The organism is Arthrobacter sp. U41 (assembly GCF_001750145.1).
In the GTDB taxonomy this organism is placed as follows: Bacteria; Actinomycetota; Actinomycetes; order Actinomycetales; family Micrococcaceae; genus Arthrobacter.
This window is the reverse complement of the sequence record NZ_CP015732.1, coordinates 730,840-756,906: the sequence shown is the minus strand read 5'-3', so window position 1 is coordinate 756,906 and position 26,067 is coordinate 730,840. Positions and strand designations below refer to the sequence as shown.

Sequence of the window (26,067 nt, the reverse complement as noted above, 5' to 3'; positions counted from 1 at the left end):
CAGCCTTGCGACCGATCAAGGATCCCAGACTCCTCGGTCGCGCTATTCTGAACGGATCATGCACCATGCCAACTTCCATCCTCAACGAGATCGAACTTCTAAAGACTGTTCCTACTGGCCTGCTTATCAACGGCGAATGGCAGGCTGCCGCTTCTGGTAAGACCTTCGACGTGGAGGACCCCTCGACCGGCAAGGTCCTGCTGAGCATCGCCGACGCCGGCCCCGAGGACGGGGCGGCGGCCCTGGATGCCGCGGCCGCCGCGCAGGACTCCTGGGCGAAGGTCCCGGCCCGTGAGCGCGGGGAGATCCTGCGCCGGGCCTTCGAGCTCGTCACCGCACGCGCGGAGGACTTCGCGCTGCTGATGACACTGGAAATGGGCAAGCCGCTGGCCGAGGCCCGCGGCGAAGTCACCTACGGCGCCGAGTTCCTGCGCTGGTTCTCCGAAGAAGCCGTCCGGGCCTTCGGCCGCTACTCGGTATCCCCGGACGGGAAGTCCCGGCTGCTGGTGACGAAGAAGCCGGTGGGCCCCTGCCTGCTGATCACGCCGTGGAACTTCCCGCTGGCCATGGCGACCCGCAAGGTTGCCCCCGCCGTCGCCGCCGGCTGCACCATGGTGCTGAAGTCCGCGAACCTGACCCCGCTGACCTCCCAGCTGTTCGCGGCCGTGATGATGGAGGCCGGACTCCCCGCCGGGGTGCTGAACGTCATCCCGACCTCCACGGCCGGTGCCACCACGGGGCCGCTGATCAAGGACTCCCGGCTGCGCAAGCTCTCCTTCACCGGCTCCACCGAGGTCGGCCGCCGGCTGCTCGCCGACGCGTCCGAGAACGTGCTGCGGACCTCGATGGAACTCGGCGGGAACGCCCCGTTCGTGGTGTTTGAGGACGCCGACGTCGACGCCGCCGTCGCCGGGGCGATGCTGGCGAAGCTGCGGAACATGGGCGAGGCCTGCACGGCCGCGAACCGGTTCATCGTGCACGAGTCCGTCGCGGACGAATTCGCGGAGAAGTTCGCCGCGAAGATGGCGGACATGACCACGGCCCGCGGCACCGAGGCGGAGTCCAAGGTCGGCCCGCTGATCGATGCGAAGAGCCGGGACAAGGTCCACGAGCTGGTTTCCGATGCGGTGTCCGCCGGTGCGGTCGCGGTGATCGGCGGCGCCGCCGTCGAGGGTCCGGGCTACTTCTACCAGCCCACCATCCTCAAGGGCGTCACCGAGGGCACCCGGATCCTGTCCGAGGAAATCTTCGGGCCGGTCGCCCCGATCATCACCTTCTCCTCCGAGGATGAGGCGGTCCGGCTGGCGAACAACACCGAGTACGGTCTGGTGGCCTACGTTTTCACCCGGGACCTGAACCGGGGCATCCGGATGGGCGAACGCCTGGAGACCGGCATGCTGGGCCTGAACGCCGGCGTGGTCTCCAACGCCGCGGCACCCTTTGGCGGGGTCAAGCAGTCCGGCCTGGGCCGTGAGGGCGGCCTCGAAGGCATCGAGGAATACCTCTACACCCAGTACATCGGCATCGCCGACCCGTACGTCAGCTGAGTCAGCCCACGAAAACCCTCATGGATTAATCTGTGATGGCGGGCGGAGCGCCCAGCCATCGCGGTGGCATTGGCGCGGTCCGGTGGATTGCCGGGGAGAGCCCCAGCCCGCTGCTTTTTGGGAGCCTCGGGATCAATATGACTGACTATGTCAACCTTTAGTCCGAAGTTACGTTTGGAGATCGGCGGTCGGCTGTATCTGGCTCGGCATGGGAAAGCGCCGAGTCTGTCTTTACCCGGTTCGGTATCACCCGGGACGCCCGATATGCGGCAGACTTCGCCAGCAACCGGGGGCTTGTATCGGCAATCAAAAGCAACGGATGCCATGGAATTATTCATTCAGTTGCCGCACGGCTGCGAAGTATGGCCTCGGTTGCAGGGAGCAGTGCGGCCGGGCCGCAGCGGCCGGGTCCGACCGGCCTGCGTATATTCACCGGCACGGAGGTGAACATGCCTCAACTGTAAAGGCGCCGGCATCACAGTGCGACAAGAAGCGTGACCGTGCGTCAAGTGAGATCGAATAGGACAACGGGCACCATCCAATTCGCAGCCGATGCGAATTGGATGGTTCTACTGGTAACACTGCATATTCGGATTAGAACTATTCGGCGGGACTGTTGCTGCGGGTCGTCATCAGATCAAACGCCCAACCACGGGTGCCCGCTGCAACCTCGATGGGTTCCATCCGATACTGTGCGGAGGGAGGACGATATCAACGCCGTGGCACAAGAGTTCCGCGCTGACGCCGAGACACGATGGTTGCGCTTCAGGGAGGCAGCTTTCCCAGGGGACTCAACTGTGGTCTTCAGGCCAGAGACCACCTCTGTAATCAGCTGTTGGGACCCAGGGTTGCCCTCGCGTTGTTCTTTCGTTCAGCAAGTTCCTTGCGGGCCGCGAGGGCCTCGTCTTGGCTGACGGCGACGAACCTGGTGGCCGTCCCGGGTGCAGCCCTGGCCACGAGATCCATGTCGGCGCTGATTACCGTGGCCACCATGGCGTACCCGCCGCCGGAGACGGCATCGCGGTGCAGGATGATGGGTTGTGTGCCGCCGGGTATCTGGATGGAACCGACGGCGTAGCCGGCATCCACAATGTTGGACGGGTCGGAACCGGCCCCGAACGGCTGCTCGCGTTCTTTCCACTTCACGCCGGGGCCGGAGTATCTCAGCCCCATTCGGTCGGCGACTGGGGTCAGCTTCCACTCGCCGTTGAGAAGGTTGTCCAGTCCTTCGTCGGTGAGGAGGTGGTCGTAAAGGCCAAGCATGATCCTGACAGTCTGTTCTTTCGCGAACGCGGGGCGGAATTCTTCCGGAACGGTGTCGGCGGCGGGGAGTTTTCCGGCATTGAGTGGGCTGCCGACGGGAACCAGGTCTCCCGCCTGAAGTTTTCGGCCGTTGAAGCCGCCGATTGCGCCGAGGGTGTAGGTGGACCGGCTGCCGAGTACCTCGGGAACGTCGATGCCGCCCTGGACTGCGATGTAGTAGCGCGTGCCGCCCTGGATGACCCCGAAGCTGAGTTCGTCGCCGGCATTCAGCTGGAGCCGGGTCCACTCGGGGCGGGGTTCCCCGTTGACCTTGACCTCTACGGGGGCGCCGGTGACGGCGATGATGGCATCGGTATCGGTGGTCAGCACCGGGCCTAGGTATGTGCATTCAAGGACGGCTTCTCTGGCGGTGTTGCCCACGAGGGCATTGCCGAGTTCGGCCGAGTATTGGTCCATGGAACCGCTCTGTGGGATACCCACGTTGTAGTGGCCGGTGCGGCCCTGGTCCTGGACCGTGGTGGCCAGTCCGGGGTTCTTGAGGTCAAACGCCATTGAGGGCCTCCATGAGTTCCTGGTTGTAGCCTTCGGGATTCGCCAAGGCCTTGGACAGCTCGAATATCACCGGTGCCTGCCGGTAGCGGAACGTCCCCGCGGCGATTTCGGCCTGGATGCCGTTATATTCGGCCTCGGTGACGGGCTTGAACTTAACGATGTCTCCCGGGCGGAAGAACACCATGAAGTCCTTGAAATCGGACAGTGTCTGGGCCGGGTCGAAGATTGGCGCGGCGGCAACGCCGAACATCTGGTATCCGCCGGCACCGCGCACGGAATAGATGCAGCCAAAGCAGCCGCCGTGGCCCACCGTCAGTTTGGGGGTATCGGTGCGGGGGCTCAGATACTTGGGGACTTCCAGTTGTTTCTCTTGCTCGACGAGCTGGAAGAGGAACGGCAGGCCGGCCACGAAGCCAACCATGGAGACAAGCCACGGCTGCTCATGGTGCCGCTGGATGAATTCGGCGGCATCCTTCAGGTTGTTGACCTTGGCCGCGTAGTCAATGTCGGTACCTCCCGGCTCCTGATGGAACCCTTCGCGGAATCGCTGCGCTACTTCCGCCGTGAAGGGGTCATTATACCAGACCGGCACCTCGATGATCCGGGTTTCGAGCGCCTGCTCCTGATGGTGGGTCAGGTCCCCTTCGATGGTTCGTACGGTGTTTTCGAGGGTCGACGGCGGCAGGACGTCGGGGTCGAACCTCACGAGCAGTGAGGCGTTGGCGGGACAGATGTCCACGATGCCTGGCAGTTCCATGGCTGAGAGCTTCGCGGCAATGGACATGACCCTGAAGTTGGCGGCCAGGCTCATTGACTCTGAGACTTCGACGAAGAGGAATTCGTCCCCGCCCCAGGTGTAGCGTGCCTCCTGTGAGGCGGGTGTCGGGCTGCTCATTTTGCCTCCAGGAGATCGGCGGTTTCAAGGAATTTCGAGTGGTGGGTCACGGCGGCGAATTCGGGCCGCGCCAGAAGGGTCTTGTGCACCGGGATGGTGGTCTTGACACCTTTGATGTGTGTTCCGTCCAAGGCTGTCAGCATGGCTGCGATGGCCGTTTCACGGTCGGGTGCGTGGACGATCAGCTTGGCGAGCAGGGAGTCGTAGTACGGGCTCACTACGGATCCTGCTTCCACGCCCGTGTCTACCCTGATGCCTGTGCCGGAGGGCCACTCCATGGCCGTGATGAGGCCCGGGCTGGGGAAGAAGTTGTGCTCCGGGTCTTCGGCGTTGATGCGGCATTCGATGGCGTGCCCGCTGAAGTGGACGTCATCCTGTCGGATGGACATTGCTCCTGTGGAAGCTATCAGTAGCTGTTCGCGGACCAGGTCGATTCCGGTGATTTGCTCGGTAATGGGGTGCTCAACCTGGATCCGGGTGTTCATTTCGATGAATGCGGCTTCGTGGTTGATGGGGTCGTAGAGGAATTCGACCGTTCCGGCTCCGCTGTAGCCGCATTCCCGGGCGAGTTCCACGGAGGATTCCCGGATCCTCCGGCGGACGGCATCGGGAAGGTCCGGTGCTGGTGCTTCTTCGATGACTTTTTGCGAGCGTCTTTGCATGGAGCAGTCGCGGTCTCCGAGGTGGATGAAGCTGGTTCCGTCGCCGAGGATCTGCACCTCCACGTGGCGGGCATGCTGCACAAATCGTTCCAGGTAAACCGTGGGGTCCCCGAAGACGGATGCCGCCTCCCCGCGGGCCGTCTCGATCGTTTTCAGGAGCTCGTCTTCGCTGTTGACGAAGCGGATGCCCCGGCCGCCGCCGCCGGCGGAGGCCTTCACCACCAGCGGGTAGCCGATGCCGCGGGCCACCTCAATGGCGTCGGCCCCGGGGTCCATTGGTCCGTCCGAGCCGCGGAGTACCGGGACGCCGGCCTTGCGGGCGGATTCTCTGGCCATGGACTTGTTGCCCATCATTTCGATGGCATCCGCGTCAGGACCCACCCAGGTCAGCCCAGCATCTGCGACCTTCCGGGCGAATGCGGAGTTCTCGGAGAGGAAGCCGTAGCCCGGGTGGACGGCATCGCAGCCGCTGTCCAAGGCCGCGGAGATGATGGCGTCCTGGTTCAGGTAGCTGGCCGGCGCAGGAGCCGGGCCCACTACCACCACGATATCGGCGGTGCGGGCTGCAAGGGAATTGGCGTCGGGTTCGCTGGCGACCAGGACTGTTTCGATGCCCATTTCGCGTGCGGTCCGTGCAACTCGGACGGCGATTTCGCCGCGATTGGCGATGAGCAGTTTCTTCACAGCTCTCCTTCGCGGATGACGACGATGGCGTCGCCCGGGTTGACCATGTCGCCCTCATTGACCTCGAAGGACTCGAGGACCCCGGCCACATCGGATTGGATTTCGGTAAACTGCTTCATAATTTCGACGATGCCCAGGGTCTGGCCGATCTCGATGGTGTCGCCTTCGTTGGCGAACGGCGGTTTGCCGGGGCCCGGCTTACGGTAAAAGATCCCGGGGAGCGGGGAGACGATGGTTGCCAAGAGGTTGCTCGCTTTCAGATGGTTGGATAAGTCAGAGTCAGCCCAGGACCGCGCGCACCGCGGTGGCCACTGCAACAGAGTTGGGTGCGTCGGAGTGGACGCAGATACTCTGGAACGAGATGTCCAGTTCGGTGCCGTCAACGGCCAGAATGGGCTGTCCCGCCAGCGCCCGGCTGACGCGATCGGCAGCGGCGACCGGGTCCGTGGGGACCGGGCGGCGCTGGATCAGCAGTTCGCCGGCCGAGCCGTAATTGAGATCAACATAGAGTTCCGGCACGAACTCCACCCCCACGGCCCGGCACACGGATTCGTGAGCGGTCCCGGCGAGCCCGTAGAAGGGGACGCCAAACTGTTTGGCGGTTCCGGCGGCGGCCTGCATCAGTTCCTCGTCGCCGGCCAGCATTCCGTAGAGGGCGCCGTGGGGTTTGATGTGGTTCAGTTCAAGTCCGTGCTTTGCCAGAAAAGCCGTCAGGGCTCCGGTTTGGAAGAGGATGATCGATTCGACCTCAGCCGGGGTCAGCACCATTCGACGGCGTCCGAATCCCACGAGGTCAGGCAGGCCGGGGTGCGCTCCCACTGCCACGCCATGCTCAGCGGCCAGAGCCACGGTCCGGTTCATGACGTCCGGATCACCGGCGTGATAGCCGCAGGCGACGTTGGCGACGTCGATGATCCGCATAAGTTCGTCATCGTGCCCGAACTCGTGAAGACCGAGGCCTTCACCCATATCGGAGTTCAAGAGCACACGGCCGGGAGTGTCGGGAGTCACGCTTGTTTGCATGGGTGCAACGCTACTCAGCATTTCGGGTTATCGACATTGTGCAGGCCGCTGAATCTAACGGCATACATTATGCTTATTGCACTGTTCGGCGGGCGACTCCCGCCACATTTGGAGGCCTCCTTGCGAATCTCAGACTTGGCGAACGACGCCGACCTCAACATCCGCCTGCGCGTTACAGGCGGCGAAGGCCGGTTGGCTCGACCCATCACCTGGTGCGCTCCGACCGAGCATATGGACCCCACGCCCTTCCTCAGTGTGAATGCCCTTGTGCTGACCAATGGCATGGGCCTGAACGTCAAGGACTTCAGGATCTGGGACGCTTACGTGGAACGCCTGGTCTCCGTCCCTGTCTCCGGGCTGGCATTCGGGCTGGGCGCCGCGCACAGCGAGCTGCCGGCAGGCTTGGTCCAGGCCTGCGAGGCGCACGGCCTGCCACTGCTGGAGCTCCCGCCGGAAGTGCCCTTCGTGCTGATCATGCGCCATGTGGAGCAGGCCATCGCCGCCGAGCGATACGAGGAGTTGCGAAAGGGCTGGGAGCTGGCCGATGGATGCACCCGGTTGGCGGCCGGCGGGCATTCCCTGGCCGAGGTTCTGGAGCGGGTGGCGGACGTCGTCAACGCGCGGGTGGCAGTGATCGATCACAATGCGTTCGAGCTTGTCTCCGCAGGCGCGGCTCACGGCGGGCACACGCGAACAGCGCTGCGCCTGCCCAGCGGCGACTCCGAGCAATTCCGGCTTGCCATCGAGGGAATCGGGAGCGACATCGTGCTGCAGCCCATACTTGGCCCCGTCGCTGCAGTCATCGCGATGCAGCTGAGCTACACCCTCGGGTCGCATTCACCCCTGCATTCCCGGGAGGCCGCACGCTTCATTGAGGCACTCTATGAGGACCGCGGTGAGCCGTTGGCACCGTTGCGCCGCTACGCCCACGAATCCGGGTTTGACCCTGACGGCGACTGGGGCGCGGTGCTGATCGGCAGTTCGGACGATGTAGCCCCCGCAAAGTTGCGTGCCATCGCCTGGCGCGCACGCGTGGGGCTGCAGGCCGGGTTCAGCACGGTGAGGTTCATGGAGGAATCCGGGCTCACGACTCTTCTGTTGCAGCATCGGCACGGAGCAGCCGATCTGCTCGAGACCACGCGGGGGTTTTTTACGGACGCCCCGGAATTGTCCGTCATCGTCTCCGAATCCCTGAGCCTCAGCGAATTGCCGCTGGCGCTGCAGCTTGCCCGACGAAACGTTGGGCCGGCCGGCGTGCACCAGGCGCCGCTGGCCGATCTCGCCGGCATTGTGCAGGGGCTGCCCAGCCCGGGCCTGGTGGCCATGTGCCAGCGGCTGTTAGCCCCGTTGGCCGCCGACGGCGGCAGCGCTTTGCGGGAGACATTCGACGCATATCTACGCCACAGCGGAAAGTCCCGGGAGATCTGCGATGAGCTCTTCATCCACCGGAACACGCTCAGCTACAGGCTGCGGAAAATCGAGGAGCTCCTCAAACTGGATTTGTCCGACGGCGAAGTCCGGGCCACTTGCATGCTCGCCCTGAGCATCGCCACGGCGCTTCAATAATCCTGTGGTCGCACCGTGGCCCGATGCGCGTAAGTCTTCTGATCTTGTGGGCATTTCGTGTGCCCGAGATGGGTCCGGGGCCCGCGGCGGCGACGCTTTTGAAGGCGGGACGCCGTTCTATCGGTGCGCTCACGAGTCTTCCCAGGCCTCGGCACGTTAGGGAGTGGATGTGGTTGTAGGTCGTAGCGACAGTGAAACCCGGACGAATATGCCCACAGCGGCGACGCCCCTGTGCCGGTTGGTCGGGCCATGTCCTGGAGGCTGAATCAAATGCTGCCCGGTGGCACTGGAACCGCGGCCGGGGGCTCCGTCCGGGCGCTGCTTTCCCGCACGCACAGGGTTGGTTTCAACCTGATGGATTCGACGTGTTCGCCGTCAAGGACGCGCTGCAGGAGCTGTACCGCCGTCCGCCCGATGTCCAGCATGGGGGAACGGACCGAGGACAGCGGGATCGGAAGCTCCGAGGCCAGGGATGTGTCATTGAAACCCACGACCGCCATGTCATGGCCGACCGTGAGTCCATGGGACCGCAATGATCCCATGGCGCCGATCGCTGCGAAGTCATTGACGGCGAACACGGCAGTGGGACGGGGATTGCCGTCGGTCAGGATTGTCTCGGCCGCTTCCCTTCCGCCGGCAGTGTCGAACCGGGACCAGACCACGGCTTTCTGGGGAATCTTGCCGCCCAGGGATTGCCATCGGTCGACGAAACCGGCTGTCCGGTCGACGGCGGTGCTGGCGTAGGGCTCACCGGCGATCACGGCTACGTTTCGATGCCCTTTGCTCCACAGATGGTCGGCCACAAGCTGGCCGCCCAGGACGTCGTCGCAGGTGGCGGACGGGTAACCGGGTGCGCGGCGGTTCATGAGCACGAAAGGGACCTTGCGGGCGGTCAGATCCCGCAACAGGCTGCTGTCCAGATGGGCGTCTCCGATGATCAGCCCGTCCACCCGGCGGGCCAGCATGGTGTCCGTTTTCCGGCGTTGTTCCTCCGGGTCGTCCCGGGAGTTCATGACAAACGTGGAATAGCCGAGCTCAGCTGAGGCCTCTTCAATGCCCTCGTACATGATGGCGAGTACGAGGTCCGAAAGCCGGGGCACGATGACACCCAGGAGGTGGGTGCGCCGTGTCCGCAGACCGGCGGCCTGGGGGTCCGGGGAGTAGCCCCGCTTCCGTGCCAGATCACGCACGCGTTCGGCAGTTGCAACGGAGGCCGCCCCCCGCGCCACTTCGGAGCCGGAGTGCAGGATCCTGGACACGGTCGACGGGTGGATGCCGAGCTCGTTCGCGAGATCCTTCAGCGTGACTGTGCTGTCTTCCATTTGTTCCCCTGCCCTAACGCAAATACCTCTTCATCATCAAGCGTGCACGTTGGCCCGCGTATCCCTGGCCTCCGGACCCTTGACGTGCCGCACTTCACATTCTATAGTCAGTTCATCAGGCTACCCAATCGATTGGGTAGCCTTAGTGCCGGAACCTGGCGGGGACGTATTTACATCGGGGAAACGCCCGGGCGTTCCGGCGGGAAACATCGCAAGGATATTTTTTTACCCATCAACCCAATCGATTGGGTACGAGCCTTGGCAAAAGGTGCAAAGCAAACGGAGTGAAAATGACCGTCACAGAGTTGCGTGAGGCCCACGTGGTGCTGCTGGCCACGGGAGGAACAATCTCTTCCCGTGCGTCGGGGACCGCCGGAGCCGCCGTGGCGTCGGACACGGGCGAGCAGGTGTTCGCCAGTATCGGAGTCCCGGCCTCGCATCCGGTCCGTGTGGTCGATGTCTTCCGGAAGGGTTCATACCTGCTGACGGTCGATGACATGGTCGTCGTCTGCGCATGGATCAGGAAGGCCCTGGCCGACCCCCAGGTTCTGGGTGTTGTCGTTTCCCACGGTACGGACACGATGGAGGAGACGGCCTACCTTGTCGATCTCGTCCATGATGATCCCCGCCCGGTGGTGTTCACCGGGGCGCAGCAGGCGGCTGACTCCCGGATGCCGGATGGTCCCGGCAATCTGTCGCGAGCGATCGCCGTCGCCGGTTCCCCGCAGGCCCGGGGCAGGGGCGTACTTCTGGCGTTTGCCGGGACCATCTTCCCGGCGGCGGGAGTACGTAAGAACCACACAACCCGGCTTGATGCGTTCGGTAACCCGGATTTTGGGACAGCAGGATGGGTCTCCGACACCGGCGAAGTCCAGATGCAGCAGGCACCGTCCCGACGAGCACCCCTGCCGTTGCCGGGCGTCGGTGCCGGATCGCCGCGCGTGGACCTGATAGCTGCCTACCCGGGAGCGGACTCAACACTCCTGCGGGCCTCCCTTCAGGCCGGCGCGGCCGGGATTGTGCTCCAGGGGACTGGTACCGGCAACGCCAACCGCGACCTGTGCCTTCAGATCGCCGATGCTACCGCGGCCGGCGTCGTGGTGGTGACGAGCACGCGGGTGGAAGCCGGCGCCGTCGTTCCCCGCTACGGCGACGGCGGCGGTGCCGACCTCAGCGCGGCTGGTGCCATACCCTCAGGGCTGCTCAGACCATCCCAGTCCCTGGTCCTGCTGAGCCTTTTGCTCAGGCTGGATACCCCCGCGGCCGGCATTGCGGAAACCTTCGCCCGCCGGGGCATGCTTCCTGACTAGTTCCACCCCGTTCCACCCCGAAACCAAAACCCCAACGACAAAACCTTAACAACAAGCGCAGTGAAAGGTTGATCTCATGACTAAGGACATCCAAGTCGCGTTCGGCGTCGACGTGGACGCCGTAGCCGGAATGCTCGGCTCCTACGGGGGCGAGGACTCCCCGTGCGATATCTCCCGCGGCCTGTTCAGCGGCGAGGTCGGCGGCCCGCGCCTTATCCGCCTTTTCGAGAAGTACGGCCTTCCCGCCACGTGGTTCGTGCCCGGCCACTCCATCGAGACCTTCCCGGACCTGACCCGGATGATCGTGGACGCGGGACACGAAATCGGCGTCCACGGATACTCGCATGAAAACCCCATCGCCATGACCCGCGATCAGGAGACCGCCATCCTGGACCGGTCGATCGAACTCATCGAAAAGGTCTCCGGCCGCCGCCCCACCGGCTACGTCGCTCCCTGGTGGGAATTTTCCCCGGTCACCAACGAGATCCTCCTGGAACGCGGGATCAAGTACGACCACTCCCTGATGCACCGCGATTTCGAGCCCTACTACGTGCGTGTCGGTGACAGCTGGAAGAAGATCGATTACACCAAGGCCGCGGAGACCTGGATGGAGCCGCTCGTCCGGGGCAAGGAGACCGACCTCGTCGAGATCCCGGCCAACTGGTACCTGGACGATCTTCCTCCCATGATGTTCATCAAGGCCGCCCCGAACTCCCACGGCTTCGTCAGCCCCCGGGACATCGAACAAATGTGGCGCGACCAGTTCGACTGGGTCTACCGGGAAATGGACCAGGCCGTCTTCACCATGACAATCCACCCGGATGTCTCGGGCCGCCCCCAGGTCCTGCTCATGCTCGAACGCCTCATCGAACACATCAACTCCCACGAGGGCGTCAGCTGGCTCACATTCGACCAAATCGCAGACTCCTTCCTCGCCCGCAGCCCCCGAAAGGAAAACCAGTAATGACCATCCAGCAGCCCGGCGTCGACCTGACGACACCCGCACCCAACGAGAAACGCCGCTTCCCGGTATTCTCCAAGCGCCACACGACCACCGCCACCGTGCTGGCCCTGCTTGCCTGGACCGTAGCCGTGTTCGACTACGGACTTTTCGGAACCCTCCTGCCGGCCATGCAGGAAGAGTTTGGATGGACCGAAACCGAAGCCTACGCAATCAACACCTGGATCGCCGTAGGAACCGCTGTCGTCGCCTTCGGCATCGGCCCCGTCATCGACAGGCTCGGCCGCCGCAAAGGCATGATGGTCACCGTCGGCGGAACCGCCGCTGTCTCCGGTCTGACGGCCCTGATCCCGACCGGAATCCCGTTCCTCAGCAACGCCCTGGTCGTGCTGGTGCGTTCCTTCGGCGGGCTCGGTTTCTCGGAGCAGGCAGTCAACGCGACCTACATGAACGAGGTCTACCAGGTCACCGAAGTCGCCGATAAGCGCAAGCGCCCCGGCTTCCACTACTCCTTCATCCAGGGCGGCTGGCCGCTGGGCTTCCTGCTCGCCAGTGCCCTTGCCCTCGCCTTCCTCCCGTCCCTCGGATGGCGAGCCCTCTATCTCATGGCAACTATTCCGGCCGTGATCATCGTGTGGGCCATTGCCAAGAAGCTCAAGGAGACACCTCAGTTCGAGCTGCACCACAAGCTGACCGAACTTGAGAAGAGCGGCAAGACCGAGGAAGCCCACTCCCTGGCCCGCGCCTACGGCGTCGAACACTCTTCCGCGGCCCCGCTCAAGCGCATCTGGGAACCGCACCTGCGCCGGAACACGATCGTCTTCTCGCTGGCCTGGATCTTCAACTTCTTCGGCATCATGATCTTCAGCATCCTCGGCAGCTCCGTCCTGAAGAACGCCAAGGGCGTGGAACTCTCCGACGCCTTCTGGATGCTGATCGTCATCAACATGCTGGCCTACTTCGGCTACGTCTTCCACGGATGGCTCGGTGACAAGATCGGCCGCAAACGGACCATCATCGGCGGCTGGATTCTCTCCGGCATTTCGTTCAGCATCATGCTCAGCCCCTTCGCCACGAGCCCCTTCATGATCATCGTCACCTACGGAGCCGGACTGTTCTTCCTGGTCGGACCCTACGCCGCAATCCAGTACTTCATGGCCGAGTGCTACCCCGTCAGCTGCCGAGCCACGGGCACCGCCTTCATCGGCGCGATGAGCCAGCCCGGCATCATTCTCGGCGGTGCACTGTTCACAGCTGCGACAGCCAGCGCGGGAACCGGCACTGCAGCCCTGTGGGTCGGCGCCGCCGGAACGCTGTTCTCCGGACTCCTGATGATCGCCGCCAAGCCGCCCGTAGAAGCCCTGCTCGAGGACCACCCGCACGAAGTCGAAGCATGACACCGGAAACCAAGGTGGCCGTGATCACCGGAGCTGCCAGTGGCATTGGACGGGCACTCGCGGTCCACTACGCCCAACGCGGCGTGCACGCGGTGATCGGCACCTTTCCCGGGGACCCGCACGACCCGGAAGAAACCCTCCGCCTGGTGAAGGACGCAGGCGGCCAGGGAGTCGTCCACGAAGTGGATGTCCGCAGCACCCCGTCCGTCGATGCGTTCGCCGAACGCGCCCTGGCGGAGTACGGCCGTCTGGACTACGCGGTGGCCAACGCAGGAATCCTGCGCAACTCGCCCCTGGGCGAGATGACCGATGAGCGCTGGGACGATATGCTAGACGTCGACCTCACCGGGGTGATGCGGACACTGCGGGCCGGGTCCGCGCGGATGACCGGCGGCGGAGCGATGGTTGCCGTGTCCTCCATTGCCGGAGGAGTCTACGGATGGGAGGAACATGCCCATTACGCGGCCGCGAAGGCCGGCGTGCTCGGGTTGATCCGCAGCGTGGCCGCAGAGCTGGGACCGCGCGGCATCCGCGCCAACGCCGTGATTCCCGGACTCATCGAGACGCCCCAGTCCCTGGACCCGGTGAACTCGCTCGGTCCTGACGGACTGCAACGCGCCGGGCTGGAAATCCCCTGGGGCCGGGTCGGACGGCCCGAGGAGGTCGCCAGCGTGATCGGCTTCCTGACCTCAGATGACGCCTCCTACGTCACCGGCCAGTCCCTGATCGTCGACGGCGGTCTTACCATCAAGATGCGCGCCTGAAAAAGCCCGGAAGGACAAGAATGAACAACCCCGACGCCTCCCTTCACACGAAGGGACGCGCTGTAGTGGTCACAGGCGGAGCCAGCGGCATCGGCAAAGCCATCGCCGAAGCCTTCACCGCCAACGGCGACAGAGTGGCTGTCCTCGACCGGTCCGGCGCGGCGGGAACAATCGCCGTCGATGTCTCCGACGAAGCCAGCGTGCGGACCGCCTTCGCCGCCGCCCGTGCGCAGCTCGGGAGCATCGATATTCTCGTGAACAGCGCAGGACTGCTGACCGAATCACCGCTCGAGGATATGACCCTGGCCATGTGGAACGAAACGATTGCCGTCGACCTGACGGGCGTCTTCCTCTGCTGCCGGGAGGTGGTGGGGGAGATGCGGCAGCAGAAGTGGGGCCGCATCATCAACATCGCCTCCCAGTTGGCCATCAAGGGCGGCACCGGGCTCAGCCACTACAGCGCCGCCAAGGCCGGGGTCGTAGGCCTGACCAAGGCTCTGGCTCTGGAAACCGCCGCAGACAACGTGCTCGTCAACAGCATCGCCCCGGGCCCCATCGAGACGCCGCTGGTCAACGGCATCTCCGAGAGCTGGAAAGCCGCCAAGCGGGAGGAACTCCCACTGGGAAGGTTCGGAACGACCGCGGAGGTGGCGCCCACAGCACTACTGCTGGCCAGCGACCCCGGAGGTAACCTCTTCGTCGGACAAACCCTCGGCCCAAACTCCGGCGATGTGATGCCTTAAGAAAGGGGGGAACCATGTGCGGCGCCTGTGGAAGAACGACCGTACCGGACCCGGTGCTTGGAGTAGTGCGGACCACCCGGCAGCACCTGATCGTGGCCCAGACGGTGAACGCGATAAGCAAGGGACAGCCTGGAGTGCCCTACGTCACGGCGCTGTCCGACGGTTGGCTGCTTTCAGCCCCCACAGGGTCAAAACGGATATGCCATACCGTCGAAGAGGTGTGGGCCGCCGTCATCAGTGTCTTCACGGATCCATCCCTCCTGAGCCGTCTGCTCAAGCACCAACAGGCCTATGCGGATGACCCGGACAACGAGGGCCTGCCGGCGCGCACCGCCCAAGTGGGCAGCGGACTTACAGCAAGGGCCGCCGTATAAACGCCGGCAAATTATCCTCGGCGCCGGTGGCGGGCCCACAATCTACAGAGAATCAGAAGGAGAGCCACGTGAGAACCACCACACCCGACCTGACGCTAACGGTGACGGCCACGGACCGTGCCAGCATGGACCGCGAGCTCGACGAAGCGGTGACTGCCGCACGGGAGCGCGCAATGCGCGAACGATGCCGAGGAATTCTCGTCACACGCCACGGACCCAATTGCTTCACCGTCGAGCTCAGCGAGACCGTGCCCTTCGGCCTGACCCGAGAACGCCAGGAATGGTGAAGTGAGTCCGCGACAAACAACAAGCCCGGCCGCCAAGGCAACCGGAACCACTCCGGTGGAACAGTTTCTAGCTAGCGGGGCTGGGACTTGCCGGCGGACTGGCCGATCGCGCTGAAAAACAGGCCTGTGCCCCGTCGTTTTCGCTCTTACGGAGCCCCCTTCACTGCGATGGCGGCCTCCCTTTCATTAGAAATCCCCAAAAAATGAAGGAGATATTCGTGCCGAATTTCGCACCGCTCTGGTCCCCTATGCAGATCGGCCCAACCGGGCTGTCCAACCGTGTTGCCCTGGCTCCCATGACACGCATCAGTGCCACCGAGGACGGTCACGCGACCGAGAGAATGGTCTCGTACTATCAGGCGTATGCTCGCGGTGACTTCGGGCTGCTGATCACCGAGGGTATCTACCCTGACACCGCGTACAGCCAGGGCTATCTGTTCCAGCCCGGCATAGCCACCAAGGAACAAGCACAGTCCTGGGCAAAGGTCGTGGAGGCTGTCCACTTGGCCGGTGCCCGCATATTCGCCCAGCTCATGCATGCAGGGGCACAGTCCCAGGGGAACCGGTACGTTGACTCCTCCGTGGGTCCGTCAGCTGTTGCACCCAAGGGCGAACAGCTAACCTTCTACCGCGGAAAAGGCCCCTACCCTGTCCCGGGAGAGATCACCGCGGCGCAGATGGACGAGGTCCGGGACGGTTTCGTCACGGCGGCGCTTCATGCCAAGCAGGCCGGATTCGACGGCGTCGAAATCCACGGCGCCAACGGGTATCTCCTTGATCAGTTCCTCACGGACTACCTGAACCACAGGACTGACAACTACGGGGGCACGCCCGATAACAGGGTGCGTTTCGCCGCCGAGATCTGCCGCGCCGTACGCGCGGCAGTAGGCCCGGACATGACCGTGGGAATCCGTATTTCCCAGTCCAAGGTGAGCGACAACGAACACCGGTGGAGCGGGGGCGCTGAGGAAGCCCGGATCATCTTTGAAACCCTGGGGGCAACGGGAATTGATTTTATCCACACCACCGAATACCGGGCCGCGGCCCCGGCATTCGCGGACGGGCCTGAGTCGTTGGCTGCCCTGGCCAAACAACACTCGGGGTTAACCGTGATAGCCAATGGCAACCTTGACGACCCGGAAACGGCCGTGTCCATGTTGCGCGACGGCAGTGCGGACGTTGTCGCCCTGGGCAAGGGGGCCCTGGCTAATCGGAACTGGCCGCACCGCGTACGGAATAACCTGCCCTTTGACGAGCTCGACGCCAGCATCTTCGCTCCGGTAGCGGATGTCAAGGACTGGGAACTGGAGCTTCCCGCGTAAGGCAGCACTGCAAACGGACCGGCCCCGGCATGAGGCCTCGAACCAGGCCGCCCTGTCCTTGGGATGGATCGATGGTCTGCCGATGAGGTGGCCCTGTCCGGCTGTCATGCAGCAAAGGCCGGGGCGTACCGTCCAATCGTGCCCGTCGCGCGGACCACCGCGGCAAACTTCGCCCGGCCGTCGCGCTCCTTTCAGGGGGCAAAGGCATCAAAGCGTCGACGTCCCGGCCGCAACGACCCTGGATGCGATGTAAGCGCTAGGTAGGGTCGCCCGTGAGATAGTGCTGGACGTTCGGCGCGACGAGACGCACCACATCGTCTTGGGACGTCCAAGCGAGGCGATCGAGCCGGATTACGTACCGCATCAGCATCAGCCCCACCATCTGCGCTGCCACCAGGTTTCCGCGCATCCGGATTGGAAGGTGGCGACTTCACCCTGTGAGACATCTGGATCAGGTTCTCGTCATACGGACGTGACGTCGACGCTTTGGACATCGAAGCGTTCATCCATGCTCTGCATACGCTCTCAGAATCCGACGTGCTCGTGCTGGGTTTGGCGTTGGAAGAAATTCGCAACCGCTGAGACGCGGCGCCCAACATGTCGCCGGCTGCAGGGCAAAGGCAGCTTCTGAGGCGATCCTTCCTACGGCCTTGGACGATCCGCCGGGATTTCTGACCGGGCGCTGGATCAGCCCTCTTAGGGAGAACAATGCCTGTCAAAAGGCTGCCCCGATTGGGCGGCCTCAGGCTAGCGGAGGTCCCTCTCGACAGACGGAGCGTTAAGGCATAGCGGCGGGGGATGGCCCATCGGAGCCGTCCCCCGCCGTTGTCGGAGCGGCAGTTACCTACCGCATACCGTCCAACCTCAGGTCACTTGGTCGAGGTGAACGCATACAGGTTCCCGTCGAAAGAGCCGGCAACGACCGTGTTCCCGCTCACGGCCGGCCCGGCCGAAACCCACGCGCCGATGCCGTACTCCCAGGTGACCTGGCCCGTGTTGGCATCGAGGGAGTAGAAACTGCCGTTGTTGGAGCCGACGAACAGCGAGTCTCCGGACACCGCTGGGGAGGTGTGTACGCCGCCGCGGTCCAGATTGCCCGGGAGCAGCTTCGTCCAGAGCACCGAGCCCGTCGTGGCGTCCAGCGCCGCGACCTCGCCGCTGGGGAAGCCCATGTAGACCACATTGCCGCGGATGGTCGGAGCGGCCGGGGTGGCACCGCCGTTTATCAGCGACGGGTTCGGGCTGCGGTAGGTCCACAGGGTCGCGCCCGTCGCTCCGTCGCGGGCGATAATGCCGTTGTTGGAGCCGATGAAGACCTTGCCGTTAGCGGCCGCCGGGATGCCGTCCTGCCAGCCGCCGAGCTCGGCCCCGGACTGCCAGAGCCTGGCGCCGGTCTTCAGGTCGTAAGCCAGGACGCGGTCCGCAGTCTGGCTGCCAACATAGACTCTGCCGTCTGCCACGGCAGGGGTGCCGTCGCTCATGGTTGACCCGCTCATTGCCGAGGCCCAGACGCGCTGGCCGGTCTTGGTATCCAGGGCGAGCAGGAGGCCGGTCTTGGCCTCGCCGTGGCGGGTCTGGTACGGGTACAGGACCTTGCCGTCGGCGACGGTGACGCCGTAGTAGCCGTAGGTGCGCTGGTTGAAGCCTGCCGGGGCGGGCTCGGGATCGTGCTGCCACTTCAGCTGGCCGGTGGCCGTATCGACGGCGAAGAGCGTGCCGCGCAGCGTGGGAACGTACACCGTACCCTCAGCGACTGCGATGCTGCCGTGCACGGAGGACGGTACCTTGTAGCTCCACAGCTTTTTGCCTGTGGACTGTTCCACGGCGTGGACCTCGCTGTTGCCGTCGCCGTTCTCGTCGCGGGTGCCGGCGTAGATGACACCGTCAACGATCACGGGGGAACCGGTCAGGAAGCTGCCGGCTGTGCGGTAGGACCAGGCCAGGCGCTGGCCGGAGCCGACGACGTCGGCCGCCGCGCCAGTGTGGGCGGCGTCGCCGTGGTGCTGGGCCCAGTCGGCTCCGGGCACCGGCGTCAGGGGCTTCTCGTCGGTGAGGGTGAAGGTGGAGGTCTTGGTCCAGGAGGCGCCGGTGGCGTCGAAGATCTGCACGTCGACGGTGTGCTGGCCCAGCCGGCGCAAGTCCGCCGGCAGTTCAGAGAACCAGGTGAACTCGCCGGTGTGCTGCAGCGGGCGCCAATTTCCGCCGTCGACCCTGAACTGGCCCTTCACAGGGGCGTCGGTGGTGTCGTAGGCATCGGCCTGAATGCCGGGGAAGCCGGCGAGCGGAACGGGGGCGCCGTCGGCCGGGCTGGTGATGGTGAGCTCCTTCTCGGCCGAATACATGCGGAAGGGGTTGTCGAAGGACTCGTCCGTCATGTGCACGTAGCGGAAGCCGCGCGGAGCGTTGTCGATTGTGTAGGAGCTCGACGTGGTCTGGACGTGCTTGGCCGTGCCAGCGAAAGCGCTGTTCGGTTCGACGTCGTTGGAGTGCTCATGACCCACAAGGATCAGTTCGGCCTTGTACTGCTCCAGCAGCGAGCCGTACTGGTCGTAGACCTCCTTGGAGCCGAATGGGACATTCATCGGCTGGTGGGTGAGCACCACCAGGTGCTTGCCGTCCTTGACGTTGCGCTTTAGGTCCTGTTTGGCCCAGGCGAGCTGTTCCTCAAACGGGGCCGCGCCGTTGTTTTCGAGCACGAGGAAGTGACGGTCGCCGTAGTCGAAGGAGTACCATTCGGGGCCGACGTGGTTACGGTAGTTGTTGATTCGGGCGGAGTAGTCCGTTCCGGCGGAGTACTCGTGGTTGCCCACGGCCGGCCAGACCGGCACCTTGGACTTAGCCGTGCCGGCCTTGTAGGTGTTGAACTGGGTGTCTGTGGCGTTGTTGGTCAGGTCACCGCTGACTTGGATGAAGGCCAGGTCCTGCTGGGTGGAGTTGATCTCGGCGATCTGGTCCGGCAGCTGGGCGTTCACGTGCGGATCCGCAACGTTTCCGAAGGTGAAGTTGCCGCCAGCGGACTTGGTGTCCTTGAGCAGGGCGAAGTCAGCGGTCTTGGCATCGCCGGCGGCGAGGGCGCCGACGTTGCGGTAGAACTTGGGAGATTTAAACTCGTCCAAGCCCACGGAATAGCCCGTGGGCTGGGTAACGAACACTAGATCCGTGCCGCGGCGCTCGGTTGAGATGGTGAGGCTATAACGGCCGTCCGCGTCTGTAACAGCCACGCTGTTGCCGTCCGAGACGCTGACGTCCGCCAGGGCCGGCTCGCCCGCGTCGCGCGCCTCGTTGCCGTTGCGGTCCTCGAAGACCTGGCCCGAGATGGTGGCGCTGGGTGGTGGGCTGACGGTCTCGGCGACCGCCGCGGTCAGGGGCGCGGCGATGACGAGCGCGGACAGGGCGGCGGTGCCGGAGTAGAGCGCCAGCCGGAGCCGCTTTGGGTGAGAAGTAGATTGAATTTTCATCCGGAAAAGAACCTTTCGACGAACCAGAAGAAGCCTATGACTGCGACCGTGGTGGTCGCCCCGCGTACCGCCGGAACCGCGAAGCGGGTCCGGCGCACGAGCAGGATCAGGGGGAAGCCGACGAGCACCAGCAACAGCTGGGCGACTTCGATGCCGAGGTTGAAGCTGAACAGGGAAAGCAGCATGGACCAGTCCACCCGGCCGTCGACCTGCAGGCTCCCGGCGAAGCCGAGGCCATGGACCAGGCCGAACAGAAAGGTCACGGGCATACGGCCGCGGGCGCCGAGCAGGTTTTCCACCGCCACGAAGACGATGGAGAGCGCGATGAGGGGCTCCACGATCTCGGCGGGGACGTGGACCAGGCCCAGTAGCGCCGCTCCCAGGGTGAGGCTGTGCGCGAGGGTGAACATGGACAGTACCGCCACAAGCTGCCGCGGCCGTGCCGCCCCCAGCAGGAGGGCGACGACGAAGAGGACATGGTCCATGCCTGTGAGCAGGTGCTCCACTCCCATGGCGCCGAAGCGGCCGACGGCCGCGGCCGGGGAAGAGCTGCCCGCCACGAATTCCCGGTGGCCAGCATCCAACATCTCGCGTCCCTGGGCGCCACTGAGGCTGTAGTCGACGATGTTGGTGTGCCCATCGACGACGGCGTCCCTAGGGGAGAAGACGTCGTAGCGAATGCGGTACTCGCCGTTCTCACCGGGGCAGCTGTAGCGAAGGTCCAGGCGGGCAAAGGGCGCGCCATCGTGCTCTTCCGTGGAGGTGCCGGCGAGCTCCGGCGCGCAGCGGGCGTTATCGAGGGAGACGGTGAGCCGCTCAGCCAGATACGTCTGCAGGGCCGGGCGGGCGTTCTGCAGCGCCCCCCGCCGGGCGGAGTCGTCTGCGGCGGCGGCCGCCTCCGGGCCCAGGTCCACGGCCCGGGCCAGCAGCTCATACTCCAGGCTGAGGGTGTAGACCACCTGCGCGCCCTCGCCGCGGACCGTCGAGTAACCCGGACTTTCCCGCACGTGGGCGGAAGCTGGCGGTGCACCAAGGGTCAGCAGGACGGCTGTCAACAGGGCCAGCGAGCAGGGGAGGGTGAAGAGCGAGGCGCGGTGGCGCAGGACGAACACGGGAACTCAATTAGAGAGGGATCCGGCGGGCGTAAGCCAACCTACTCTCGGGGTTCGTCTTCCAGGTGGCTCTCAGGTTAACGCCAGCATCTTCCCAGACGGCGGAATGATTACGGTACTCCCAAGCGTCAGGGTGGCGTTGGGCTGCTCCCCGCGGATCGGGTGGGATCGCTCGTCGTGGTGTTCATGACCGCCAGACTTGGGCCGGCATCTGATCGACGCCCTCACGGGATGGGTGCAGACCCCCGTAATGGCGCTGTTTTGCATGGCCAAGTGGGCCATATGCGGAAAGGGTGTTTCGGCGGGTGCTGTGTCCGGTCTCAGTGAAGTTGGCAACGCTGACGTGGGGTTTTGCCAAGTTGACTGAGACAGATCGTGCGGCCCTTGTCTCACTTAAGTTGGCAATTCCGTATGCGTCTCGGCGCTGGAGCGCAGCCCTTCGGCCCGCGGGCTCCATGGGCGCCGCCGACCTGCGTTGCCAACTCGAGTGAGACAAGGACGAAAACCCGTAGGTTGCCACGTCTATTGAGATTTTTGCCAACAAAACTGAGACCGGACATTTTCACAGGCCGATATGCGTGATTTCGTCAAGCGGACCTTCCGTAAGATCCGATATCGGCCAGTTTGTAGCAAAGTTTTCGGTCTGCTTGTTCAAGTCCGGAGCGTTTGATTTGTTTTGCCACCACTACGTGGCTGGCAGACGCAGCACCCCAACCGCCGCCACCAAATACGGCACCGGATCCGGATCCGGCAGGTGCCGCGGCCCACTGCATCCGGGTCTCAAACGTCGTCGCGGACACGGACCGAAACCAGGTATTCCCGGTGCTGTCCCGCTACGGCGCCAGAGCCTCGTAGCTCCGGCAGGCCAGCCCGGGGTGTTCGGCGATCAGCTGCAGCCAGCCGCGCGTGACCGCGAGATCGGGCAGAACGGAAACCCCGGCGACTGCCGCCTCGCGCAGCCCCGCTGTAGGTGCGCGGCACCCAACGCAAGCGGTCGACGCGGGGAGACCTCGCCGTCGTCCGCGCCGTCTTTGCGGTAGTCAAGACTGTCGAGCCGTCGTAGTACGTGGACACACATCGCAACGTTCCCGGCCCCGCCCGTAGTCTGTTTAGATGCCTCGTTTTGCGCTTGATATTGAGTCCGTCCCACGCCCCGTCCGTTCGCAGGAACTGCTGGATGCAGTGAACCACCGGGTCGTCATTGCCGACGGGGCGATGGGCACCATGTTGCAGGACCGGGAACTGTCGCTTGAGGCCGATTTCCTGGGGCTGGAAGGCTGCAACGAGATCCTCAATGCCACGCGACCGGATGTCCTCGCGGACATTCATGACGCGTACTTCGCCGTGGGCATCGATGCGGTGGAAACCAACACCTTCGGCGCCAACTGGTCAAACCTCTCCGACTACGGCATCGACGACCGGATTGAGGAGCTCGCCCGCAAGGGGGCGGGGATCGCCCGCGAACGCGCTGAGGCGGCAGAAAAAACAGACGGACGGATGCGCTGGGTCCTGGGCTCGATGGGTCCGGGCACCAAGCTCCCCAGCCTCGGCCACACCAGCTACGACTACCTCAAGCAGACCTTCGCCCTGCAGGCCGGGGGCCTCATCGACGGGGGAGCGGATGCCTTCCTCATCGAGACAAGCCAGGACCTCCTGCAGACCAAAGCCGCGGTCAACGGCTGCAAGCAGGCGATCGTGGCCCGCGGCATCCGGCTCCCGATCTTCGTCGAGGTGACCGTCGAAACCACCGGAACCATGCTGATGGGCTCCGAGATCGGCGCCGCGCTCACCGCGCTCGAGCCGCTCGGCGTCGACGCCATCGGCCTGAACTGTGCCACCGGGCCGGATGAGATGAGCGAGCACCTGCGCCACCTCTCCAAACAGTCCTCCGTGGCGATCGCCTGCATGCCCAACGCCGGCCTGCCCGTCCTTGGTGCCAACGGCGCGCACTATCCGCTCTCGCCCACCGAACTCGCCACCGCGCACGAGCAGTTCGTGCGGGAATTCGGCCTCGGCCTGGTGGGCGGCTGCTGCGGTACGACGCCGGAGCACATGGCCGCCGTCGTCGAACGTCTTGCGCCCTTGCGCACCAGCGCCGCCGTCACCAGCGGCGGGAGGGGCGCCGACGGCAGCCGCGTTCCCACCGAGCGTGAAGCCGGCATCGCTTCCCTCTACCATCATGTGAATTTCGACCAGGAGTCCGCGTACCTCGCCATTGGCGAACGCACCAACGCTAACGGTTCGAAGGCGTTCCGCCAGGCGATGCTCGACGAGCGCTGGGACGATTGCGTCGACATCGCCCGCGGGCAGGTCCGCGTCGGTGCGCACCTGCTCGATGTCTGTATTGACTATGTGGGGCGCGACGGCGTCGCCGACATGAAGGAGATCGTCTCCCGTTTCGCGTCGGCCTCCACGCTCCCGCTCGTCATCGACTCCACCGAACCGCCCGTGCTGCAGGCCGGGCTCGAACTCATCGGCGGACGCCCCGTGATTAACTCCGTCAACTACGAGGACGGCGACGGCCCGGACAGCCGCTTCGGGCGCATCATGCCGCTCGTGAAGGAACACGGTACCGCCGTGATCGCCCTGACCATCGACGAGCAGGGCCAGGCACGCACCACCGAGGGCAAGGTGGCCATCGCCTCCCGCCTCATCGACGCTCTGGTGGGCGAATGGGGCATGCGCGTGGAAGACATCATCGTCGACGCCCTGACCTTCCCCATCGCCACCGGCCAGGAAGAGACCCGCCGGGACGGCATCGAAACGATCGAGGCCATCCGCCAGATCACCGCGAAGTACCCCGGAATCCACACCACGCTCGGCGTCTCGAACGTGTCGTTCGGCCTGAACCCGGCGGCGCGCATGGCCCTGAACTCGGTGTTCCTGCACGAGGCCGTGCAGGCCGGCCTGTCCAGCGGCATCATCGACGCCGCCAAGATCGTGCCGCTCGCTTCCCTTCCGGAGGAGCAGCGCAAGGTGGCGCTGGACCTCGTCTGGGACCGCCGGGAATACGACGCCGACGGCAACGTCACGTACGACCCCCTGAATAGCATGCTGGACCTTTTCGCCGGCGTCGACACCGCAGCGCTGAAGGACCAGCGCGCCGCGGAACTTGCGGCGCTGCCCACCGGCGAACGCCTGCAACGGCGCATCATCGACGGCGAAGGCAAGGGCCTCGAAGAGGACCTCGACCTGGCGCGCGCCGAGGGCATGACCCCGCTCGGCATCATCAACGACCAGCTGCTCGAGGGCATGAAGGTTGTGGGCGAGCGCTTCGGTGCCGGCGAGATGCAGCTGCCGTTCGTGCTGCAGTCCGCCGAGGTGATGAAGAACGCTGTCGCCCTGCTTGAGCCGCACATGGAGAAGTCGGATTCTTCGGGTAAGGGCACCATGGTGATCGCCACTGTGCGCGGCGATGTGCACGACATCGGCAAGAACCTGGTGGACATCATCCTCACCAACAACGGCTACAAAGTCATCAACATCGGCATCAAGCAGGGGATCGCCGAGATCATGGCCGCAGCCGAGGACCATAACGCCGACGTGATCGGCATGTCCGGCCTGCTGGTGAAGTCCACTGTGGTGATGAAGGAGAACCTCGCCGAACTGCAGTCCCGTGGCCTCGCGAAGAAGTGGCCCATCATCCTCGGCGGCGCAGCCCTGACCCGCGCCTACGTGGAGCAGGACCTGGCGGAGCAGTTCGAAGGAACCGTCAGATACGCCAAGGACGCCTTTGAGGGCCTCGCACTCATGGAACCGCTGGTGCAGGTGGCCCGCGGCGCTGACCCGGACACCGTCGGCCTTCCGCCGCTGAAGAAACGGATCCACAAAGGCGGCCCGAAGTTCACGGTGACCGAACCGGAGGCAATGCCCGGCCGTTCCGACGTCGCCGCCGACAACCACGTGCCGTCGCCGCCGTTCTGGGGCACACGCATCGTTCGCGGCGTGGCACTCCACGACTACGCGGCCATGCTCGACGAGCGCGCCACCTTCATGGGGCAGTGGGGGCTCAAGCCCGGCCGCGGCGATGACGGCGCCTCCTATGAGGAACTGGTGGAACGTGAAGGCCGGCCGCGCCTGCGGTACTGGCTGGACCGCATCCTCGGCGAAGGCATGCTCGATGCGTCCGTCGCCTACGGCTATTTCCCGGTGGTCTCCGAGGGGGAGCAGGTGGTGGTGCTGCACCACGGAGAGGACCACGACGGCGTCCTCGGCACCGCGGGACTGCTCGCCCCCGACGGCGGATCCGGCGGTCCGATCGGCACCGAGCGGCTGCGGTTCGACTTCCCGCGCCAACGCCGCGACCGGCACCTGTGCCTCGCCGACTTCGTGCGCTCGCGCGAATCGGGCCAGGTGGACGTGCTTCCGGTGCAGCTGGTCACCGCCGGCTCGAAGATCGAGGAGGTGACTTCCGAGCTGTTCGCCGGGAACCACTACCGCGACTACTACGAGCTCAACGGCCTGGTCATGCAGCTCACCGAGGCGCTGGCGGAATTCTGGCATGCGCGCATCCGCTCAGAGCTGGGTTTCGCGGCCGAGGAGCCGAAGGACAAGGCCGGCCTGTTCAAGCTCGATTACCGCGGTGCGCGGTTCTCGCTCGGGTACCCCGCGTGCCCTGACATGGAGGACCGCCGCAAGGTGACGGAGCTCCTGAAACCCGAGCGGATGGGCGTGGTGCTGAGCGATGAGCTGATGCTGCACCCCGAGCAGTCCACCGACGCGTTCGTGTTCCACCACCCGGAGGCGAAGTACTTCAAGGTGTGAGCCAGATGCGTGATCTCAGGCACGGATTGCTGCGTGCCGGACGGTTTCAGCGGGAACCGGG

20 protein-coding genes are annotated in these 26,067 nt (G+C 64.7%); 11 read left to right on the top strand and 9 right to left on the bottom strand.

The window, feature by feature from the left end; genetic code table 11:
* The first annotated feature begins 65 nt into the window (after positions 1–65).
* On the top strand, positions 66–1,547 hold the full coding sequence (locus ASPU41_RS03605) for an NAD-dependent succinate-semialdehyde dehydrogenase (protein WP_069949762.1): 1,482 nt from the start codon (positions 66–68) through the stop codon (positions 1,545–1,547).
* 828 nt (positions 1,548–2,375) lie between these two features.
* On the opposite strand, the gene ASPU41_RS03600 is transcribed toward ASPU41_RS03605, so the two are convergent.
* The 5 genes from ASPU41_RS03600 to pxpA are packed head-to-tail and all read right to left on the bottom strand — an operon-like array spanning position 2,376 to position 6,626.
* The gene (locus tag ASPU41_RS03600) at positions 2,376–3,362 is read right to left on the bottom strand and encodes a biotin-dependent carboxyltransferase family protein (RefSeq protein WP_069949761.1); all 987 of its coding nucleotides are present in this window, start codon (positions 3,360–3,362) and stop codon (positions 2,376–2,378) included.
* Positions 3,352–4,257 (bottom strand): 5-oxoprolinase subunit B family protein, encoded by a 906-nt coding sequence (locus ASPU41_RS03595; RefSeq protein WP_069949760.1) that lies wholly within the window; start codon positions 4,255–4,257, stop codon positions 3,352–3,354. Before ASPU41_RS03595 ends, ASPU41_RS03600 begins: the two co-directional genes overlap by 11 nt.
* The gene (locus tag ASPU41_RS03590; RefSeq protein WP_069949759.1) at positions 4,254–5,603 is read right to left on the bottom strand and encodes an acetyl-CoA carboxylase biotin carboxylase subunit; all 1,350 of its coding nucleotides are present in this window, start codon (positions 5,601–5,603) and stop codon (positions 4,254–4,256) included. Before ASPU41_RS03590 ends, ASPU41_RS03595 begins: the two co-directional genes overlap by 4 nt.
* Positions 5,600–5,845 carry an acetyl-CoA carboxylase gene (locus tag ASPU41_RS03585; RefSeq protein WP_069949758.1) on the bottom strand — a complete coding sequence of 82 codons (246 nt, stop codon included), beginning with the start codon at positions 5,843–5,845 and terminating at the stop codon, positions 5,600–5,602. The genes ASPU41_RS03590 and ASPU41_RS03585 overlap by 4 nt, the downstream gene beginning before the upstream one ends.
* A gap of 37 nt (positions 5,846–5,882) precedes the next feature.
* Positions 5,883–6,626, bottom strand: a complete 744-nt coding sequence (pxpA, locus tag ASPU41_RS03580) for a 5-oxoprolinase subunit PxpA (protein WP_069949757.1) — start codon at positions 6,624–6,626, stop codon at positions 5,883–5,885.
* Between the two features lie 120 nt (positions 6,627–6,746).
* Here pxpA and ASPU41_RS03575 point away from each other — a divergent pair, with 120 nt between their 5' ends.
* On the top strand, positions 6,747–8,192 hold the full coding sequence (locus ASPU41_RS03575; protein ID WP_197515744.1) for a PucR family transcriptional regulator: 1,446 nt from the start codon (positions 6,747–6,749) through the stop codon (positions 8,190–8,192).
* A 266-nt stretch (positions 8,193–8,458) separates the two neighbouring features.
* Here ASPU41_RS03575 and ASPU41_RS03570 read toward each other — a convergent pair whose 3' ends face one another.
* Complete coding sequence (locus ASPU41_RS03570; protein ID WP_069949755.1) at positions 8,459–9,514, bottom strand: LacI family DNA-binding transcriptional regulator; 1,056 nt, start codon at positions 9,512–9,514, stop codon at positions 8,459–8,461.
* Between the two features lie 290 nt (positions 9,515–9,804).
* Between ASPU41_RS03570 and ASPU41_RS03565 the strand changes: the two genes are divergently transcribed.
* From ASPU41_RS03565 to ASPU41_RS03530, 8 genes are all read left to right on the top strand, one after another.
* Complete coding sequence (locus ASPU41_RS03565) at positions 9,805–10,824, top strand: asparaginase (RefSeq protein ID WP_069949754.1); 1,020 nt, start codon at positions 9,805–9,807, stop codon at positions 10,822–10,824.
* 76 nt (positions 10,825–10,900) lie between these two features.
* A complete protein-coding gene (locus ASPU41_RS03560; protein WP_069949753.1) occupies positions 10,901–11,788 on the top strand; it encodes a polysaccharide deacetylase family protein in 888 nt (295 codons plus the stop codon).
* Positions 11,788–13,182 (top strand): MFS transporter, encoded by a 1,395-nt coding sequence (locus tag ASPU41_RS03555; protein WP_083266337.1) that lies wholly within the window; start codon positions 11,788–11,790, stop codon positions 13,180–13,182. The genes ASPU41_RS03560 and ASPU41_RS03555 overlap by 1 nt, the downstream gene beginning before the upstream one ends.
* Positions 13,179–13,946 (top strand): SDR family NAD(P)-dependent oxidoreductase, encoded by a 768-nt coding sequence (locus ASPU41_RS03550; RefSeq protein ID WP_069949752.1) that lies wholly within the window; start codon positions 13,179–13,181, stop codon positions 13,944–13,946. Before ASPU41_RS03555 ends, ASPU41_RS03550 begins: the two co-directional genes overlap by 4 nt.
* A gap of 20 nt (positions 13,947–13,966) precedes the next feature.
* The gene (locus ASPU41_RS03545) at positions 13,967–14,689 is read left to right on the top strand and encodes an SDR family NAD(P)-dependent oxidoreductase (RefSeq protein ID WP_069949751.1); all 723 of its coding nucleotides are present in this window, start codon (positions 13,967–13,969) and stop codon (positions 14,687–14,689) included.
* A 14-nt stretch (positions 14,690–14,703) separates the two neighbouring features.
* Positions 14,704–15,063, top strand: coding sequence for a hypothetical protein (locus tag ASPU41_RS03540; RefSeq protein ID WP_157356920.1), 360 nt, complete (start codon positions 14,704–14,706; stop codon positions 15,061–15,063).
* A 68-nt stretch (positions 15,064–15,131) separates the two neighbouring features.
* Positions 15,132–15,350 (top strand): hypothetical protein, encoded by a 219-nt coding sequence (locus tag ASPU41_RS03535; protein WP_069949749.1) that lies wholly within the window; start codon positions 15,132–15,134, stop codon positions 15,348–15,350.
* Between the two features lie 218 nt (positions 15,351–15,568).
* Positions 15,569–16,672 carry an oxidoreductase gene (locus ASPU41_RS03530; RefSeq protein ID WP_197515743.1) on the top strand — a complete coding sequence of 368 codons (1,104 nt, stop codon included), beginning with the start codon at positions 15,569–15,571 and terminating at the stop codon, positions 16,670–16,672.
* A gap of 256 nt (positions 16,673–16,928) precedes the next feature.
* Here the strand turns inward: ASPU41_RS03530 and ASPU41_RS22975 are convergent, their stop codons facing one another.
* The 3 genes from ASPU41_RS22975 to ASPU41_RS03520 form a co-directional block, all read right to left on the bottom strand.
* Positions 16,929–17,036, bottom strand: a complete 108-nt coding sequence (locus tag ASPU41_RS22975) for a TetR/AcrR family transcriptional regulator (protein WP_231941465.1) — start codon at positions 17,034–17,036, stop codon at positions 16,929–16,931.
* 505 nt (positions 17,037–17,541) lie between these two features.
* Positions 17,542–20,130: an outer membrane protein assembly factor BamB family protein gene (locus ASPU41_RS03525; RefSeq protein WP_069949747.1), complete on the bottom strand. Its 2,589-nt coding sequence runs from the start codon at positions 20,128–20,130 to the stop codon at positions 17,542–17,544.
* A complete protein-coding gene (locus ASPU41_RS03520; protein WP_083266336.1) occupies positions 20,127–21,242 on the bottom strand; it encodes a HupE/UreJ family protein in 1,116 nt (371 codons plus the stop codon). Before ASPU41_RS03520 ends, ASPU41_RS03525 begins: the two co-directional genes overlap by 4 nt.
* Before the next feature lie 1,113 nt (positions 21,243–22,355).
* Between ASPU41_RS03520 and metH the strand changes: the two genes are divergently transcribed.
* Positions 22,356–26,006 carry a methionine synthase gene (gene metH, locus ASPU41_RS03515; protein WP_069949746.1) on the top strand — a complete coding sequence of 1,217 codons (3,651 nt, stop codon included), beginning with the start codon at positions 22,356–22,358 and terminating at the stop codon, positions 26,004–26,006.
* Positions 26,007–26,067: the final 61 nt, after the last annotated feature.

Excerpts from the sequence above, each read along its gene's own strand:
- ASPU41_RS03555 (WP_083266337.1), top strand. The coding sequence starts at position 11,788 with ATGACCATCCAGCAGCCCGGCGTCGACCTGACGACACCCGCACCCAAC.
- ASPU41_RS22975 (WP_231941465.1), bottom strand. The coding sequence starts at position 17,036 with ATGCGGTACGTAATCCGGCTCGATCGCCTCGCTTGGACGTCCCAAGAC.
- metH (WP_069949746.1), top strand. The coding sequence starts at position 22,356 with ATGCCTCGTTTTGCGCTTGATATTGAGTCCGTCCCACGCCCCGTCCGT.
- ASPU41_RS03525 (WP_069949747.1), bottom strand. The coding sequence starts at position 20,130 with ATGAAAATTCAATCTACTTCTCACCCAAAGCGGCTCCGGCTGGCGCTC.
- ASPU41_RS03550 (WP_069949752.1), top strand. The coding sequence starts at position 13,179 with ATGACACCGGAAACCAAGGTGGCCGTGATCACCGGAGCTGCCAGTGGC.
- ASPU41_RS03595 (WP_069949760.1), bottom strand. The coding sequence starts at position 4,257 with ATGAGCAGCCCGACACCCGCCTCACAGGAGGCACGCTACACCTGGGGC.
- ASPU41_RS03560 (WP_069949753.1), top strand. The coding sequence starts at position 10,901 with ATGACTAAGGACATCCAAGTCGCGTTCGGCGTCGACGTGGACGCCGTA.
- ASPU41_RS03600 (WP_069949761.1), bottom strand. The coding sequence starts at position 3,362 with ATGGCGTTTGACCTCAAGAACCCCGGACTGGCCACCACGGTCCAGGAC.
- ASPU41_RS03545 (WP_069949751.1), top strand. The coding sequence starts at position 13,967 with ATGAACAACCCCGACGCCTCCCTTCACACGAAGGGACGCGCTGTAGTG.
- ASPU41_RS03605 (WP_069949762.1), top strand. The coding sequence starts at position 66 with ATGCCAACTTCCATCCTCAACGAGATCGAACTTCTAAAGACTGTTCCT.
- ASPU41_RS03540 (WP_157356920.1), top strand. The coding sequence starts at position 14,704 with ATGTGCGGCGCCTGTGGAAGAACGACCGTACCGGACCCGGTGCTTGGA.
- ASPU41_RS03565 (WP_069949754.1), top strand. The coding sequence starts at position 9,805 with ATGACCGTCACAGAGTTGCGTGAGGCCCACGTGGTGCTGCTGGCCACG.
- ASPU41_RS03570 (WP_069949755.1), bottom strand. The coding sequence starts at position 9,514 with ATGGAAGACAGCACAGTCACGCTGAAGGATCTCGCGAACGAGCTCGGC.
- pxpA (WP_069949757.1), bottom strand. The coding sequence starts at position 6,626 with ATGCAAACAAGCGTGACTCCCGACACTCCCGGCCGTGTGCTCTTGAAC.